General features: G+C 47.7%; 16 protein-coding genes and 1 other RNA gene. 16 read left to right on the top strand and 1 reads right to left on the bottom strand.

From position 1 onward, the window contains the following. Window positions 1-228 precede the first annotated feature (228 nt). The gene (locus ACFTRD_RS31885; RefSeq protein WP_192272334.1) at window positions 229-654 is read left to right on the top strand and encodes a YwiB family protein; all 426 of its coding nucleotides are present in this window, start codon (window positions 229-231) and stop codon (window positions 652-654) included. After that, on the top strand, window positions 651-2,330 hold the full coding sequence (gene argS, locus ACFTRD_RS31880) for an arginine--tRNA ligase (RefSeq protein ID WP_379386960.1): 1,680 nt from the start codon (window positions 651-653) through the stop codon (window positions 2,328-2,330). The genes ACFTRD_RS31885 and argS overlap by 4 nt, the downstream gene beginning before the upstream one ends. 245 nt (window positions 2,331-2,575) lie before the next feature. Here argS and ACFTRD_RS31875 read toward each other — a convergent pair whose 3' ends face one another. After that, window positions 2,576-3,730, bottom strand: a complete 1,155-nt coding sequence (locus ACFTRD_RS31875; RefSeq protein ID WP_192272338.1) for a S8 family peptidase — start codon at window positions 3,728-3,730, stop codon at window positions 2,576-2,578. 457 nt (window positions 3,731-4,187) lie between these two features. Here ACFTRD_RS31875 and rpoE point away from each other — a divergent pair, with 457 nt between their 5' ends. The 14 genes from rpoE (at window position 4,188) to ACFTRD_RS31805 (ending at window position 17,585) form a co-directional block, all read left to right on the top strand. Then, window positions 4,188-4,760 (top strand): DNA-directed RNA polymerase subunit delta, encoded by a 573-nt coding sequence (rpoE, locus tag ACFTRD_RS31870; RefSeq protein WP_192272340.1) that lies wholly within the window; start codon window positions 4,188-4,190, stop codon window positions 4,758-4,760. A 500-nt stretch (window positions 4,761-5,260) separates the two neighbouring features. Beyond that, on the top strand, window positions 5,261-6,865 hold the full coding sequence (locus ACFTRD_RS31865; protein ID WP_192272342.1) for a CTP synthase: 1,605 nt from the start codon (window positions 5,261-5,263) through the stop codon (window positions 6,863-6,865). Window positions 6,866-7,084: 219 nt separating this feature from the next. After that, on the top strand, window positions 7,085-7,471 hold the full coding sequence (locus tag ACFTRD_RS31860; RefSeq protein ID WP_379386955.1) for a response regulator: 387 nt from the start codon (window positions 7,085-7,087) through the stop codon (window positions 7,469-7,471). Window positions 7,472-7,731: 260 nt separating this feature from the next. After that, entirely contained in the window at window positions 7,732-8,586 is an 855-nt protein-coding gene (gene fba, locus ACFTRD_RS31855) for a class II fructose-1,6-bisphosphate aldolase (RefSeq protein ID WP_062329669.1), read from the top strand. Window positions 8,587-8,735: 149 nt separating this feature from the next. Continuing rightward, window positions 8,736-9,989 (top strand): UDP-N-acetylglucosamine 1-carboxyvinyltransferase, encoded by a 1,254-nt coding sequence (locus tag ACFTRD_RS31850; protein ID WP_063567653.1) that lies wholly within the window; start codon window positions 8,736-8,738, stop codon window positions 9,987-9,989. 466 nt (window positions 9,990-10,455) lie between these two features. Next, window positions 10,456-11,781, top strand: coding sequence for a transcription termination factor Rho (rho, locus tag ACFTRD_RS31845; RefSeq protein ID WP_379386952.1), 1,326 nt, complete (start codon window positions 10,456-10,458; stop codon window positions 11,779-11,781). A 97-nt stretch (window positions 11,782-11,878) separates the two neighbouring features. Further along, entirely contained in the window at window positions 11,879-13,153 is a 1,275-nt protein-coding gene (locus ACFTRD_RS31840; protein ID WP_379386950.1) for a radical SAM family protein, read from the top strand. 103 nt (window positions 13,154-13,256) lie between these two features. Then, window positions 13,257-13,454, top strand: a complete 198-nt coding sequence (rpmE, locus tag ACFTRD_RS31835) for a 50S ribosomal protein L31 (RefSeq protein WP_062329678.1) — start codon at window positions 13,257-13,259, stop codon at window positions 13,452-13,454. A 152-nt stretch (window positions 13,455-13,606) separates the two neighbouring features. Next, window positions 13,607-13,874, top strand: an RNA gene (gene ffs, locus ACFTRD_RS31830) — signal recognition particle sRNA large type. Window positions 13,875-14,048: 174 nt separating this feature from the next. After that, complete coding sequence (gene dnaX / locus ACFTRD_RS31825; RefSeq protein ID WP_379386948.1) at window positions 14,049-15,809, top strand: DNA polymerase III subunit gamma/tau; 1,761 nt, start codon at window positions 14,049-14,051, stop codon at window positions 15,807-15,809. 48 nt (window positions 15,810-15,857) lie between these two features. Next, on the top strand, window positions 15,858-16,169 hold the full coding sequence (locus ACFTRD_RS31820; RefSeq protein WP_024628773.1) for a YbaB/EbfC family nucleoid-associated protein: 312 nt from the start codon (window positions 15,858-15,860) through the stop codon (window positions 16,167-16,169). 34 nt (window positions 16,170-16,203) lie between these two features. Next, the gene (gene recR / locus ACFTRD_RS31815; RefSeq protein ID WP_062329683.1) at window positions 16,204-16,803 is read left to right on the top strand and encodes a recombination mediator RecR; all 600 of its coding nucleotides are present in this window, start codon (window positions 16,204-16,206) and stop codon (window positions 16,801-16,803) included. Window positions 16,804-17,015: 212 nt separating this feature from the next. Next, window positions 17,016-17,291: a DUF2508 family protein gene (locus ACFTRD_RS31810; RefSeq protein ID WP_228469668.1), complete on the top strand. Its 276-nt coding sequence runs from the start codon at window positions 17,016-17,018 to the stop codon at window positions 17,289-17,291. Between the two features lie 24 nt (window positions 17,292-17,315). After that, window positions 17,316-17,585: a pro-sigmaK processing inhibitor BofA family protein gene (locus tag ACFTRD_RS31805; protein ID WP_192272349.1), complete on the top strand. Its 270-nt coding sequence runs from the start codon at window positions 17,316-17,318 to the stop codon at window positions 17,583-17,585. Window positions 17,586-17,974: the final 389 nt, after the last annotated feature.

Genomic DNA, 17,974 nt, shown 5'->3' with positions numbered 1-17,974 from the left:
GGAGCTGCACTTTACAGGTGTGGCTCTGCTTTTTTTGGCGTTGCCTGGCAAAAACTCTGAATTTGGATTTGAATTGAGCGGGTGAACTGGATATAGTTATACAGTAGAGTGTAGGGTAGCGAGCTATCCGAGAATATGAGCGCGTATAGCGGCACAACACAGGAAGGGCTGTTCTCACCGGCCGTGCCTGATTTTGCGTCGCCTCGAATATAATGGAGGTTAACATTCATGTCGAACATGCGACCGGTTCAGATCCGGCTGCACAGCCGTTATGAAGGTGAAGATGTACTGCAGGAAATGCAGGGTGAAGCCGTATTGAAGGGATCTGTGCTCTATGTTCGTTATGAAGAACCACAGGCTGGGCCCGAGGGCGGAATCACTCGAACAACATTGAAGCTGGGCGGACAATCCATCAAGATTATACGTCACGGCGAGGTGGAATCGGAGCAAACATTTGAATTACATCGCAAACTCCCTGGTTTTTATCGCTCGCCGTATATGTCGTTTGCCTTGTCCACGCATACACAGGAGCTGGAACTCTCCATTCAGGGATTGAGCGCACGCGCAGCGTGGAGTTACGACTTTTACCGCTTTGACGAAGAATCGGGACATTTCGCTATTAGTTTGCATATACAGGAGGAACCAATTTCATGACACGTAATCCATTAGATACCATTAACGAACGGGTAAGTACTGCCATCGGCAATGCCATTGTGGCTGCTGGCATCGTTGCGCAGGAGGATCTGCCGACCATCACCCTTGAAGTACCACGCGAGAAAACACATGGCGATTTGGCGACCAATGCGGCCATGCAACTGACCAAGATTGCCAAGCGTAATCCACGACAGATTGCAGAAGAGATTATTGCCAATCTCAACCTGGCTGAAGCTGGGATCGAAAAGGCAGAGATTGCCGGACCGGGATTCATTAACTTTAAGCTGGACAAGAGTTATCTCTATCCTGTGCTGGGGCTTGTGCATGAGCAGGGTGAGAATTATGGAAGAATTAATGTTGGTGAAGGGCGCAAGGTCGAGATGGAGTTTGTCAGTGCCAACCCGACAGGCAGTCTGCACCTGGGCCATGCGCGTGGAGCGGCTGTGGGTGATGCGCTTTGCAACATCCTCGACTATGCCGGATATGATGTAACACGTGAATACTACATTAATGATGCTGGTAACCAGGTGTTTAATCTGGCTCGCTCCATTGAAGCTCGTTATTTGCAGGAGCTGGGCCAGGATGCGGAGATGCCGGAAGACGGATACCATGGTGAGGATATTAAAGGATTCGCCAAGCAGCTGGTTGCTGAAAAGGGTGACGAATTACTGTCGATGCATCCTGGTGACCGCGCGGCTTATTTCCGTGACTTTGGCCTGGAGAAAGAACTGGACAAGATCAAACGTGACTTGAATCGTTTCCGTGTCAATTTCGACATCTGGTTCAGCGAAACTTCGCTTTATGATAATGGAGAAGTGCTGCGTGTACTTGATGAATTGCGTGATCGTAATGAAATCTATGAGCAAGATGGCGCAACTTGGTTGAAAACCATGCAGTATGGTGACGACAAAGAGCGTGTTTTGATCAAAAATGACGGTACGTACACGTACCTTACGCCGGATATTGCTTATCACCGTGACAAATATGCGCGTGGATACGACACGATGATTAACATCTGGGGAGCGGACCACCATGGCTACATTCCACGAATGAAAGCAGCCATGCAAGCACTGGGCAATGATCCCGAGAAACTGGTCGTGCTGATTGCGCAGATGGTGAGTCTGTTCCAGAACGGCGAGAAAGTAAAGATGTCCAAACGTACAGGCAAGGCGGTAACGATGGAAGATCTGATGGACGAAGTAGGCATCGATGCCATTCGTTACTTCTTCACCATGCGTAGCATGGACTCTCATTTGGACTTCGACATGGACCTCGCCATCTCGACGTCCAATGAAAACCCGGTATTCTATGTACAATACGCCCATGCTCGTGTATGCAGTGTATACCGCCAGGCAGAGGAGCAGGGCATTGAGCTGCTGCCGCTGGAACAGATCGATCTCTCGAAGCTGACCACGGAGCATGAATATGATCTTCTTCGCAAAATGGGTGAACTGCCTGAAGAAATCGCGACTGCTGCTACGGGTTATGCCCCTCATCGTATTGTTCGTTATGTATATGAACTGGCATCCCTGTTCCACAGTTACTATCGTGCAGAGCGCGTCATTACGGAAGACGCTGGACAAACCCAGGCGCGTCTGGCGCTGATCGGTGCTGTACGCACCGTCATCGCAACAGCGCTTCGTCTGGTGGGCGTATCTGCACCGGACAAAATGTAATTGATGCTTTGGCGGTGCTCAGCCGCCCTACAGCTTTGGCAAAAAGTCTCCACGCATCACGTTGGCACAATACAACGTGGGCATGGAGACTTTTTGCTGTGCCCGCGGCCGAGAACCCCATGGCCCCGAGGCACTCAAGGCCAGCGCTGCCTGCCGCAGAGGCAACCAACGTAAGCCTCACATCGCACAGCAGTGCTGTGCCTGTGAGGCTTCACGGTATGGCTCCCTTCTTGCAGGCAGCGTGATCACCCTCCGCCCTCCTGCATCAGCTTGAGGGCGTCAATCTCGCCACCGCGTATTTTGCTCTTCGCGGTGGTTGTCTTGCGTGCGCGCAGCGGAACGGTCGCGCGCTTTACGAGCGTTTTGATCTCGGCTGGTGACAGGCCGGGATGCTTCGCAAGCAGGAGCGCTATGGCGCCGCTAACGTGTGACGTTGCCATGGAGGTGCCGCTCATCTCATGATGCTTGCCCTGCACCCAGGAGGAGACGATCTTGTCACCAGGTGCATAGACATCCACATATGCACCACGATTACTGAAGGATGCAATTCGCCGATTTTTGTCGGTTGCACCGACGGATATCGTCTGTGGATACCGTGCGGGGTAATCAATGCTGCGTCGTTTGCCGTCATTTCCTGACGAAGCAACAATGACAACCCCGGCCTGATAGGCGCGGTTGACCACATCAAGCAATGCTTTGCTACGGGTTTTCATGCCAAAGCTCATATTGATAATATCGACCCGATTGCGCACACACCAGTCGATACCAAGCACGATATCTGACACATAGGCTGAACCGTTGTGGTCGAATGCCTTTACCGGATAGATTAGGGAACGAGGAGCTACACCGATCATGCCTGCCGTACTGTTCGCTGCGGCAATGGTCCCGGCAATATGTGTGCCATGACCGTTATCGTCATGAGGGAGCATACTGCGGTTTAATAGATTGATCCCGCGTGCCAGCGAGTAGCGAAGATCCGGGTGTTGGTAATCGGCACCGGTGTCAATTACGCCAATCTTTATCCGGTGTCCTGTGGACACGGACCAAACTTTGGGAGCGCGAATCTGTTTGACGCCCCACGGTATGCCCTGAACACTGCTCGGTTTACTGTGTAGCGCGGTGGCATGGAGCGAGATAGTTTCATCTTCTTCTACCGTGATTTCATCGTTGTACCGATATAGTTCCTCCGGGTTAAGCACCGGGGCGATAATGGAGCGGGCCAGTCGGGAGGAGCGTACCGCACCAAGATCCGTAAATTCATTCCTCATCCGCGACAGTTCCACGAGGCAGGCTTCATATTGCTTCGGTTTGGCGAACCGGATCAGGTGACGCCGCCCCTGTTCTGGTTCGGGACGTTGCATTCCTTCAACCAATTGATGTAGAAAACCAGTATAGTCCATGATGGGCAGCCCCCTTCGGGATGAACATGCTGAGGTATTCTATGAATGCGCTCATCCCGCCGCATGGGGAACTTGCCCTTTTTTTACAAAAACACGTTCCATTCGTGTCAAAACGGGCGCAGGGACATATGATGGATGGAGGGCTAGAGGGCTCTTGGGGACCCTGGTGAGGAGTAATCCTTCAAGGGTATACAGTCAGAAGGCGGAGGGGACTCCGTCTTTTTTAGTTGATGATGTCTTTTCTGCGCAAACACGATACCCCGAGTTAGACGTCCCTTACCGGTCTATATATTGCTCGGCAAAAGCCTCTTCTTGGAATTATGCGATATCCGTACATAAAAACTTGCTTTTTAACGCTAAATAGGTTTTACTTAGGTTTGTTAATGGATATGTTATACGTAACGTTCCAGTTCGTAGGGATATAAAGTGAATTATGTGTGAGAGGAAGTGTCTGTCAGTGAGTACCTCGCTCAATTTGAAAATTGATAAAGAAAAGGTTAGAGAGATCCCTTTGGTGGACCTCGCCTTTATGGTGCTGAAAGCGGCCAATACGCCGTATTACTACCGTGATTTGATGAATGAGGTAGCGAAGCAGCGCGGAATGACTGATGAAGAAATCAACGAGTTTATCGCCCAGCTATATACCGAGATTAATATCGATGGCCGCTTTGCTTGCGTCGGTACAAGTCTGTGGGGTTTGAAGCGCTGGTATCCAGTGGCTGGTTCGGAAGATACCATGACGGGTGCGAAGCGTCCGCGCATCATTAACGACGAAGACGATGATCTGGAAGATGAGGACTTCGGCGAAGAGGAAGATAGCTATAACAGCGACGAAGACTTCGATAATTCCGATGATGATCAGGACGAAGATGATGATGACGACGATGATGACGAAGACGACATCTTTGATGAAGAAGACGGCGAAGAAGAAGTGCTGGTTGAAGATGACGATCTGGAAGATGAAGACCTCGAGGAAGACGAAGAAGAGTCCGAAACCGAGGATGAATTTGACGACGATTCCGATAAGTAACCGTCATTTTTGATGTCGATATTTTACCCGTTTTCCCCGGATAGTCAGCCTTGACAGCAGACGGGGTAACGGGTAAACTATTGCATGGGCTTATGAATGAGCGACAAAATATTTATGTTTTTTATAAAAAGTGCCCCGTCCTGCGGGAGTACTTTTTTTGTATTTTTAGAGGCAGAATTTTGCAAAATGATTTGAATTCCGTATGCTCCCGGCCAACAATCCGTGGTCTATTTTTGTATATCCAATTTTGTATCCAAAACATCAATGGACGGATCCAATGTCCTATTTTGGGACAGGCTCGGAAGTTGGCTTCCGGAAGGTTTGCACCATTCTACGCTGTAGAACAACGTTGTTACACACGGTCTTCGCATGAAAGAGCAGTTTGCAGATGCAGGGAATTTCTGCCATTGCTCTTTTTAACGATGATTACCTGGGAAACGGGTTACGATAATACCATATATCGCCTGAATTTCTGTACTTATATTAGGAGGGTAATAACAGTGACAAAGTATATTTTCGTGACAGGCGGAGTTGTGTCCTCCCTGGGCAAAGGGATTACGGCTGCTTCGTTGGGCAGGCTGCTGAAAAACAGAGGGTTGAAGGTAACCATTCAAAAATTTGATCCATACATCAATATCGACCCGGGAACCATGAGTCCTTATCAGCATGGTGAGGTATTTGTAACGGATGATGGCGCGGAAACGGATCTTGACCTTGGCCACTACGAACGTTTTATTGACATCAACCTCTCCAAAAACAGCAACGTCACGACTGGTAAAGTATACTCCTCCGTCATCAGTAAAGAGCGGCGCGGGGAATATCTGGGCGGAACAGTACAAGTGATTCCACATATCACGAACGAGATCAAAGAGCGCGTATTCCGCGCAGGACGTGAAGCGGGTTCGGATGTTGTGATTACAGAGATCGGCGGTACAGTAGGTGACATTGAGAGCTTGCCTTTCCTGGAAGCGATTCGTCAAATCAAGAGTGATGTAGGTCGTGACAATGTCATGTACATCCATGTAACACTGATCCCTTACATCAAGGCTGCCGGTGAAGTGAAAACGAAACCGACTCAGCACAGTGTGAAGGAATTGCGCAGTATCGGAATTCAGCCAAACGTCATTGTATGCCGTACAGAGTATGAGCTGTCCAAAGACATGAAGGCCAAAATCGCACTTTTCTGTGATATTGATGAGAATGCCGTGGTTGAATGCCGCGATGCGGATACATTGTACCAAGTACCTCTGAACTTGCGTGAGGAAGGTTTGGATGAGATTGTGGTAAACCACCTGAAGCTGACTACTCCTGCACCGGATATGAGCGAGTGGGAAGGGCTGGTTGACCGTATTAACAAACTGGAGCATACAGTGGAGATTGCCATTGTAGGTAAATATGTAGCTTTGCATGATGCTTATTTGAGTGTTGTTGAATCCTTGTCTCATGCAGGATTTGCATCCAATGCCGATGTGAAGATCCGCTGGATTCACTCCGAAGATATCACCGATGAGAATGTGGGCGATCTGCTGCACGGCGTAGGCGGAATCCTCGTACCAGGTGGATTTGGTGATCGGGGTATTGAAGGTAAAGTATCCGCGATTCGTTATGCACGTGAGAAGCAAATTCCGTTCTTCGGTATTTGCCTGGGTATGCAGGTTTCGGTTATCGAGTATGCACGTTCCATCGTTGGTTTGAATGGGGCGAACAGCTCCGAGATCAATCCCGCAACGGAGTTCCCGGTCATCGATCTGCTGCCTGAACAAAAAGATATCGAAAACCTGGGTGGTACAATGCGTCTGGGGCTGTATCCTTGCAAACTTCAAGAGGGTTCTCTGGCGATGGCTTGTTATGATGATGAACTGGTATATGAGAGACATCGTCACCGGTACGAGTTTAATAATGAATACCGTGAAGCGATTGAGAAAGCGGGTCTGGTTATCTCGGGTACATCCCCGGATGGCCGTCTGGTTGAAATCGTGGAACTTCCGGGACACCCATGGTTCCTGGCAGTTCAATTCCACCCGGAATTCACTTCACGTCCGAACCGTCCGCAGCCGTTGTTCCGTGAATTTGTGAAAGCTTCTCTGGAGAATGCTAAAAAATAATTAATAATCATGAAACTGGATGATTGGATGTTCCTGGCGACTGAAAAGTTGCTGGGGCATCCTTTTTTTATTACATAAGAGTTGTCGAAAATGGTTTCCAGCATTTTGGAATCAAAGCAGGATTTTAATGGGAGAGGTAGAATACTTATCATGACGACTATGGGATAGTTATCCAGATTCGGTGACGTACATGCTTTCCTAATTCTAGGAGGTTATTCAGTGGAAAATAAAAAAGTGTTGATTGTTGATGACCAGAATGGTATTCGAATCCTGTTAATGGAAGTGTTCAGCAGTGAAGGATATAACACATTCCAAGCAGCTAATGGGAAAATCGCCTTGGAAATTGTAAATAGTGACAAACCCGATCTCGTGCTGCTCGATATGAAGATTCCAGGGATGGATGGCCTGGAAATTCTCAAGCATATTAAGGAAATTGATCCGGATATCAAAGTCATCATGATGACGGCTTATGGAGAACTGGACATGATCAAGGAAGCTACAGATCTTGGGGCGCTCATGCATTTCACGAAACCGTTTGATATTGATGAGATGCGAGTGGCAGTCAATATGCAGCTTCGAGATGATGCGAAGAATAAGTGCAGCTGAATCCTGTCGATACAGGATTTTTTTGCGTTTGGGATTCCGGGATCTTACTGGTGTACACAAAGGGTATTGCGGTTAGGCTTCCGGGGAATATTGGAAATGGGGACGTCATCATGCGGTGTCTATGAAAACTGTGCTGCAAAGCACAGCATTTTTGCAAATGCTTGTTTAGTATTTGACATGGGATGTGGTATAATAAGCCCGTATGTGATTTCGGCTAAAAACCATAGACACAACCCAACACCCCTAGGAGGATTGAAACCATGCCATTAGTATCTATGACAGACATGTTGAACAAAGCACTCGAAGGAAAATATGCAGTTGGTCAATACAACATCAATAACCTTGAGTGGACTCAAGCGATTCTTGCTGCTGCTGAAGAAGAGAAATCCCCAGTAATCTTGGGCGTATCCGAAGGCGCAGCACGTCACATGAGCGGTTTCTACACAGTAGTTAAAATGGTAGAAGGACTCATTCACGACATGAAAATCTCCGTTCCAGTTGCGATTCACCTGGACCACGGTTCCAGCTTTGATAAGTGTAAAGAAGCGATTGATGCTGGATTTACATCCGTAATGATCGACGGTTCCCACCACTCCATCGATGAAAATATCGAAATGACTAAAAAAGTTGTTGAATATGCACACGCTAAAGGCGTTTCTGTAGAAGCCGAAGTAGGTACTGTTGGTGGACAAGAAGATGACGTGATCGGTGGTATCATGTACGCTGACCTGAACGAGTGTGTACGTATCGTTAAAGAAACAGGTATCGACACATTGGCTCCTGCTCTGGGTTCCGTACACGGTCCTTACCATGGCGAGCCTAACCTGGGCTTCAAAGAAATGGAAGAAGTTCGCGATGCAGTTAACGTTCCACTGGTACTGCATGGTGGTACAGGTATCCCTAAACATGATATCGACAAAGCCATTTCCTTGGGTACTTCCAAAATCAACGTGAACACAGAGAACCAAATTTCGTTCTCCAAAGTGGTTCGCGAAGTGCTTGCAGCTAAACCAGATGCTTACGATCCACGTACATTCATCGTACCAGGCCGTGATGCAATCAAAGAAACCGTTAAAGGTAAAATTCGCGAATTTGGTTCCAACAACAAAGCGTAATTTGTCTTAACCAGTTCCATACTGTGTAAGTGGAAAGAACACCGCCTAGCCGGTGTCTTTCCATTTTCACGCCTTATTTCTACATTGAAAGCCAACAGCACGTATTGCCGTTAACCGGCTGCAAAACACGTAGGGGGACATTAAGCTTTATGGAAAAATTAATGATTAGTGGCGGACGTCCGTTACAGGGAACTGTAACTATAAGCGGCGCCAAGAACAGCGCCATCGCACTTATTCCTGCAGCATTGCTTGCCGAGTCAGAAGTCGTGCTGGACAACCTGCCGCTTTTGAGTGACGTGGCGGTTTATGCAGAAATTTTGGAGGAACTCGGAGCTCGTGTACACTGGGAAGGCAGTCAGATGAAGATTGATCCTTCCGATATTAAATCCATTCCCATGCCGAACGGTCCCGTGAAGAAGCTCCGTGCTTCGTATTATATGATGGGAGCACTGCTTGGGCGTTTTAAAGAAGCAACCATTGGTTTACCCGGGGGCTGCAACTTTGAGCCTCGTCCAATTGATCAACATATCAAAGGGTTTGAAGCGCTTGGCGCAACCGTAACGAACGAACATGGCTCCATTCATTTGCATGCCAAAGAGCTGCGCGGAGCAAAGATCTATCTGGATGTAAGCAGTGTAGGTGCAACCATTAACATCATGCTGGCGGCTACTCGTGCCAAAGGCTCTACAATTATCGAAAACGCGGCTAAAGAGCCTGAGATTATAGATGTAGCAACACTATTGAATTCCATGGGTGCCAGCATCAAGGGTGCCGGTACCGAAACGATCCGTATTGAAGGTGTGTCGGAGCTTAAAGGTTGCCGTCATTCTATCATTCCGGACCGTATACAAGCTGGCACCTATATGATTGCTGCCGCAGCAACGCGCGGCGACGTTCTGATTGACAATGTGATTCCCAAACATCTGGAGGCTTTGACTGCAAAGCTGCTGGAGATGGGCGTGGGCATTGAAGAGCTGGACGAAAGTATTCGTGTCATTGGCAAACCAAGCTATAATCATGTTGATGTGAAGGCGCTCGTATATCCCGGCTTTCCAACCGATTTGCAGTCCCCGATGACCAGTGTGTTGACACAGGCAACGGGTGTGAGTGTCCTGAGCGACTTTGTATATAGCAACCGATTCAAGCACGTTCCTGAACTGGTACGCATGGGGGCAAAAATCCGTGTGGAAGGACGTTCAGCTATTATTGAAGGCAGTGCATTGAATGCGGCTAAAGTAAAAGCATCCGATCTTCGCGCTGGTGCGGCGCTGGTGATCGCAGGTCTCACCGTTAGTGAAGGTGTGACCGAAGTGACAGGCGTGGAGTTTATCGATCGTGGGTACGATCATCTAGTAACCAATCTGCGACTGCTAGGTGCAGATGTGTGGCGAGAAACCGATTAATGCTGTAATGTATGACGGATTCCGCAGTATTAAAGTGATTATTTTGACAGAATGCATATCCTTTCAGTAATTGGGCAAACCTGTTTTAATAGAGTTCTCATCTCTCCGGGATAAGACGAAAGTTCCTTTTTCCTTTACCGGAGGGTCTTTTTTTGAGTCAGACATCATATGGCTGTAAGAACATCATTTCCTTTTCCCCAACCCCCGGTTTTGTTTGAACTGCGCTCCATAGCCGGTCTGCCCGGATCGAACGCCTCATGAATTTGTGTTCACTCACTAGCGGATCTTGCCGAAAACTGGCCATCCCGCCCGGAAACTTACACTCAAAGACAAGTATTTGCATTATAACGGTTACATTCCGTACAATGGACAGAAGAGAAATGCAGAACGATGCTGCTCTTATAGCCGGAACATCAAGCGAAACTATCCATTTCACGGACTTATTAATTGAATAGGTGGTTATTATATGGATCTACAAATTTCCGATTTGGAAGAAATGAAACTAACAGACCTCTACAAACTGGCTAAAAAATATCAAATTCCCTACTACGGTACATTAAAAAAGAAAGAACTAATCTTCGCCATACTACGTGCACAGGCTGAACAGAGCGGATTGATGTTCATGCAGGGTGTGCTCGAAATTTTACCTGAAGGTTACGGATTTCTTCGCCCGATCAATTACCTGCCCAGTACGGAAGATATCTACATCTCAGCCTCGCAGATTCGCAAGTTCGATCTTCGAACAGGGGACCTCGTATCAGGCAAGTGTAGAACACCCAAAGAAAACGAGCGATACTTCGGTTTGCTGCAAGTCAACGCTGTAAATGGTGAGAATCCATCAGCGGCTGCGGAACGACTTCACTTCCCGGCATTAACCCCATTGTACCCGCAGAAGAAACTGGTTCTCGAAACATCCCCCAACCATTTGTCCACACGCATTATGGATGTGCTCGCCCCGGTAGGACTGGGACAGCGCGGATTGATCGTAGCACCTCCCAAAGCGGGTAAAACACTTCTCCTCAAAGAAATTGCCAACAGCATCTCAACCAACAACCCAGAAATTGAACTATTTGTCCTGTTGATTGATGAACGTCCAGAGGAAGTAACGGATATGTCGCGTTCGGTTAAAGGGGAAGTTGTGGCTTCTACGTTTGATGAGCTGCCAGAGAACCATATCAAGGTTGCGGAATTGGTGCTTGAACGTGCGCTTCGTCTGGTTGAAGCCAAAAAGGATGTCGTAATTCTGCTGGATAGCATTACGCGTCTCGCCCGTGCATATAACCTGGTCATTCCACCATCTGGACGTACGCTTAGTGGTGGTATTGATCCAGCTGCGTTCCATCGTCCGAAACGTTTCTTCGGTTCTGCCCGGAACGTGGAAGAAGGCGGAAGCCTGACCATCCTGGCCACAGCGTTAATTGATACGGGATCACGTATGGATGATATCATTTATGAAGAATTTAAAGGTACGGGCAATATGGAGCTTCATCTGGATCGTAAACTGGCAGAGCGTCGTATTTTCCCGGCTATCGATATTCGTCGTTCCGGTACACGCCGTGAAGAAGTGTTGCTGAGCAAGGAAGAGCTCGATACGATCTGGGCAATCCGTAAAAATATGAATGATTCGCATGACTTTGTCGAAGGATTCTTGAAGAAATTGCGTAATAGCAAAACAAATGCGGAGTTTTTGGCGGCGTTTGATACGGCTGGCAATGGCCCGACAAGCAATTCAGGGACAACAACAACCCGGCGCTCTCCAAGACAGACGGCTACTTCAGCAACAACAACTTAGGGATCAATCGAACGTTTCAACCATTTACGTAGCGCTTCTGCTGGATTTACAATACACTCGTCGTTAGATTTAACCCATTAGATGTGAGGAGAACATCATGTATTTAGTATACGCAGATGAAAAAGGTAATGTATTTGATCACCCATCCCTGTACGGACTTGCACGCAGTGGTGATATGATCGTTGAGATTATGGAGGATGAGCTGATTCCTCTGCCGGAAGGTGCAACGCTGGTTGGCCTGCCAAGTACCCGTCCCATTGGTATGGACCCCGATACAGGGGAAATGCTGCCGATGCCTAGTGACACACAAGCTGTTGGAGCTTTGCTTCCGCAAGGTTTCACGAGGTTGTGTCTGCCGGGCTATGTGAAGACCGATAAGGAGTACAAACTGCCTTTGTTTGGTTACTCGGCGGTCGTGTGGAAAGATGGTCAGTTCTACGTCACTGCCCAGATGTCTGATCATCCAGATCAATGGAACCCGTTGAACTGTGATCGGGATGACGTGCGCGCAGGGGTTAAACGTTTGACGAAGAAATATCCCGAAAATCGCCTCTATACCCATCTGTCCAATTGTGCACTCGGGTATGAATGTCTGACTTCATCCAATACCTTCCTGAATCGTTGGGAAGGCGGAGTGCCGGTATCCTATTCTTGTAATGCAGGCTGTTTCGGATGTATCTCCGAGCAACCGGATGATAGCGGCTTCGTGTCCCCGCAGACCCGGATGAATTTCCGGCCGCGTGTAGACGAGATCGTTGAAGTGATGCTGGAGCACCTAAAGACACCGGAATCGATCATCAGCTTTGGTCAGGGATGTGAAGGAGAGCCTTCCACACAGGCCAAACTGATTATTGAAGCCATTCGTGAAGTTCGTTCCATAACAGACATGGGGTATATCAACATTAACACCAATGCCGGTTTGAATGATCATATGAGAGGTATTGTTGATGCGGGGCTCGATCTAATGCGTGTAAGTACAATCAGTGCACTGGATGACCACTATAATGCATACTACAAACCTCGGGGATATACACTGGCCAATGTAGAAAAATCGATGAAATACGCTGCTTCCCAGGGTGTATATACGTCGATCAACTATTTGATCTTCCCGGGAGTGACGGATCGTGAGGAAGAGATTGAAGCGATGATTGAGTTTGCTCGCAGAACCGATCTGCGTCTTATTCAAATGCGTAATCTCAATATTGACCCGGAGAGCTATCTGGAATTGATTCCTCCAGCTCAAGGTGATATTTTGGGCATGAAGCAAATGATTGAGATCTTTGAGGAAGAGCTGCCTGATGTCGTTATCGGCTCCTATACGCATGTTCCCCCAGCTGGAATGGCACGTCCCAAACGCCTGATCACCTCTTGATAATAATGGATTGCAACCGGCATTAGGCCGTGTTATAATCTTCGATGTTGTGCCATTTACTCTGGGTCCGCTTGAGGCTCAGGGCGGAAAGAGGTGAAAGGTAATGAAAGCAGCAATTCATCCTAATTACACGATTGGTCAAGTATCTTGCGCTTGCGGGAATACTTTTGAAACTGGTTCGGTTAAAGACGGACTTCGTGTAGAGATTTGCTCCGCGTGCCACCCGTTCTTCACTGGTAAACAGAAGTTTATCGATGCTGGCGGCCGTGTTGATCGTTTCAAGAAAAAATACGGAATCTAATTCAGCAATCCTCAGGGGATTGTCTGCTAATTGCATCCAAACCACCTCTGCCACTCAGGCAGAGGTTTTTTTATATGTTTTTATGCGAGTTAATATACATCCAAATTCCCCCTGGTTGCAATTTGGACTACCTTACGTTATACTATTTCTTACCGTGCTAGATGGGGAGGTAGCGGTGCCCTGTAACTCGCAATCCGCTACAGCGAGGTTGAATTCCTGCTAGAGGTTTTGTCGATGTGAGGTTTGGTCCCTTAACGTGGTGTTGACGGTTGGGTCCTCCGCAATGAGTACTCATGAACCTGGTCAGGTCCGGAAGGAAGCAGCCATAAGTGAGATCACTCTTGTGCCGGAGGGTTGCCTAGCCCGAGCTGTTGTTAAGGGGTGCCGCTTGGATCGCAATTATCGATAGCAGGTGCACGGCTTACCATTTAAATGTAGAGACCTTTGCAGTTGTACGTATGCAGAGGTCTTTTTGATATGTCTTAAAAAACCATGCAGGAATGAGTCAGATAAAGTTTGGATTCACTCCGGAATATAGTATAATGGGGGAACGACAAAGGACTCGAATGCGAAGTGGAAGGAAGGTAACGCATCATGGAGCATATCGCGTTATACCGGGCTTGGCGTCCCCAGTCGTTTCAAGATATGGTGGGACAACAGCATATTATTCAGACCTTGCAGAACGCGATTCGTGAACAGCGAACTTCCCATGCCTATTTGTTTAGCGGGCCCAGAGGAACAGGGAAGACGAGTGCCGCCAAGATTTTGGCCAAAGCTGTGAACTGCGAACGCGGGCCTGCGCCTGAGCCTTGTAACGAGTGTGAAGCTTGCCGCAGGATTACGACGGGCGCTGTGATGGATGTGCAGGAGATTGATGCGGCATCCAACCGGGGCGTTGAAGAAATCCGCGATCTTCGGGAAAAGGTGAAATACGCCCCAACCGAAGTCCGGCAGAAAGTCTATATTATTGATGAAGTGCACATGCTGACGACAGAGGCGTTCAATGCTTTGCTTAAAACATTGGAAGAGCCTCCGCCACACGTCATGTTTATTTTGGCAACAACAGAGCCCCATCGCCTTCCGGCGACGATTATTTCCCGCTGTCAGCGATTTGATTTTCGTCGGGTATCCCTGGAAGAACAGACAGCACGGCTTAGGCTGATTTGTGAACAGGAAGGCATGGAAGCGGATCAGGACGCGCTCCAGTATATTGCTCGTCTGTCTGATGGGGGAATGAGGGACGCACTTAGTGTCCTGGATCAGATCTCTTCTTTTACGGATGGAAGAGTAACCTATCAGCAGGTTATGGATATGACCGGAGGCATTCCTTCCGAACAGTTTGCTAAGCTGGCTGCATCCCTGCTCAAGGGTGATGTAGGCCATATTTTGCAAATGATCGAAGGGTTCATGCATGAAGGGAAAAGCGCGGACAAGTGCATGGAGAATTTGCTTTATTATTTCCGTGACTTGCTTATGATTAAGATGGTGCCGAATGCAGATAAACTGACGGATCGGGTACTTAATCCCGAATCGTTCCGTGATATGGCGGAATCATTCACCAAAGAACAGCTGTTCCAGATGATTGATACACTTAATCGGTACCAGAGTGAAATGAAGTATGCCGTACAGCCACAGACATTGTTTGAAGTAGCTCTTCTTAAACTTTGCAGCATTCCGGCACAAGGAGCGGCGACGGGTCAGGTGGTGGCTTCAGCAGGCGCACCTTCAGCCGAATCAACGCAAGTTGACGGTGGGGAGATCCATCGCTTGAAGCAGCAGCTTGCCGAGTTGGAGAAGAAGCTGGATCGTGCGCTTAAGAGTGGTTTGTCTGGAGGAGAGGCTGCACCAAATGCACCTTCGCGTCCGGCAACAAGAGCGCCTGTGTCAAGGGGGAATTCGCCAGCGAAACTTCCTGCACAGCTTGATCAATATGTTGCGCATAAGGGATCTCCTGAGTTCGTAGAGGTCAGCAAAAAATGGAGCCAGATCCTGCAACGTGTAAAAGAAGAAAAAGTGACCGTTCACGCCTGGTTTATGGACGGTGAGCCGGTATCATTGCTGGAAGACAATGTTCTAGTGGCGTTTAAGAACAATATTCACCGCGAGACTACAGAGAAGCAGGCTAACCGTGAAGTGATCGAACGGGTGTTGTCCGAACAGCTTGGGCGCCCAGCTCGTTTGGTAACGATGATGCTCAAGGATTGGACTGGAGCGATGGATGGAGCTGCTGAAACGCCAAAGGAGGACTTTAAGCTTGAACCTGAGCATGAAGACGGCGGTTCAGGCAATAAGCAGCCTTGGATTGATGAAGCGATCCAGCTCTTTGGTGAGGACCTTGTAGTGATCAAAGAATAGATGTACAGGCGCCTGGCGCGATAACTATAACAAAGGAGATGAACAATCATGAACAACATGAACCAAATGATGAAACAAGTGAAGAAAATGCAGGAGCAAATGCTGAAAGCACAGGAGGAACTGGCGGACAAAACGGTCCAAGGTACTTCTGGTGGCGGTGTTGTAACTGCTGAAGTTAATGGACACAAGAAATTGCTGGCCATTACGATCAAACCGGAAGCGGTTGACCCTGAAGACGTTGAAATGCTGCAGGATCTCGTTATGACAGCTGTCAATGACGCAATGACCAAAGCTGATGAAATTGCGAACCAGGATATGGGTAAATTCACAGGCGGTATGAAAATTCCGGGATTATTTTAATTTAAATTGATCCTATCAAAGGAGACGCAATCGATTGTATTATCCCGAACCGATAGCAAAGCTGATTGACGCCTTTACCCGTTTGCCGGGTGTTGGCCCCAAGACTGCGGCGCGACTAGCTTTTCATGTGCTTAACATGAAGGAAGATGACGTTATTGATTTTGCCAAAGCGCTCGTCAGTGTGAAGCGGAATCTTCATTACTGTTCGGTGTGTTGTAATATTACGGACACTGACCCGTGCCGGATCTGTCAGGATAAGTCCCGGGATGTTTCGGTAATCTGTGTAGTTCAGGACTCCAAAGACTTGGTGGCTATGGAACGTACCAAGGAATTTGACGGATACTATCATGTGCTGCAGGGTGCAATCTCTCCTATGGAAGGAATAGGTCCGGACGATATCCGTCTGAAGGAACTTTTGACTCGATTAAGCGACGAACGGGTTAAGGAACTGATTCTGGCAACTAACCCGAATATTGAAGGGGAGGCCACGGCGATGTATATCTCTCGTCTGGTTCGTCCATTTGAGATTTCGGTAACTCGGATTGCCCATGGATTGCCTGTAGGGGGCGATCTGGAGTATGCAGATGAAGTGACTCTTTCCAAGGCGCTGGAAGGGCGCAGGGAAATGAGGTAACAGATGTGCCTGTACCTCTTAATGAGAATGAGCGCATAAATTGATCTATTTTTTAAAATTAAATGAGTTAGACTTATTTTATATGGAGAGCCCTAGGGCTCTCTTTTTTTATTGTAACTATTTCTTAAATATTATACATGGCTCAGTTCTAAGTTTGTCCCTTCCTTGATATGTATGAGAATATGTTGTGCTGATCAGGAGGGAGAGAGCTTATGTTTATATGGCGAAATGTAAGAAGCTCGATGGAGAAGCGTGAGAGGATGCTGAAGGAGCAGGAGGAGGAACAGATCTATTCAGATATTCAAAAAGCCAAGGCGGAGTGGGAAAGAGCTGTCAGGCAGTTTGAAGAGGCACAGGGGGAGGATGAGATCGATTATGCGATCTATGTGCTGGAGGCCGCAGAGCGCAAATATCAGATTCATTTGAGGCGTGCTAAGCGTGTGGGGGTTAAAAGTACAGTTATGGGCGATCGGGGGATGGGGGTGTGACATTCAAATATGGGGGTGTAGAATATGAAGAGTCTTATATTAGGCAGTGTGCTGGTGGTATCGTTACTGGGGTTAATTATCATTCTTTTTAGAAAACGGGTGGGATTATCCTTCTTTACATCATTCGGGATTCATCTGGTATTGGCTGCGGTGGGGATATATGTCGTTAATTATTCAGGTTGGATTACTGGAACTTACATTCCATTGAACCCTGCTACGATAGGTACTGTGAGCATACTAGGATTACCGGGCGTTGGATTATTGTTGGGGCTGAAAATTTCTTTGTTTGGGTAGTTGACTCTCTGGATGTTTATATGGTACATTATATCTCGTTGCTTTGCTTGCTTGGTTAAATGCTTTTGACGAAATGAACGGGTTCGATAAGAACTTGAAAAAAGAATTTCAAAAAAAGCTTGACTGAAACAAACGAAGTATGGTATATTATAAAAGTCGCCGCTGAGAGAAAACGGTGACGAAAAAGTGTGAAAATTATCGAGTTTGATCTTTGAAAACTGAACAACGAGTGAGTAACGATCTTGCTTGCAAGATCGACGCTGAGAAATCGGTACACGTCTTCGGACGGTATGATTTCAAAGCACAAATGAGATTTTTAATCTCGTCAGATTCAAAATGAGCTAATCGCTCTTTTCAATACTTTATTGGAGAGTTTGATCCTGGCTCAG

Source organism: Paenibacillus sp. NPDC056933 (genome assembly GCF_042674385.1).
GTDB lineage: Bacteria > Bacillota > Bacilli > Paenibacillales > Paenibacillaceae > Paenibacillus.
Note: the sequence above shows the minus strand (reverse complement) of the source record. Positions and strands in the feature narration are given on the sequence as shown.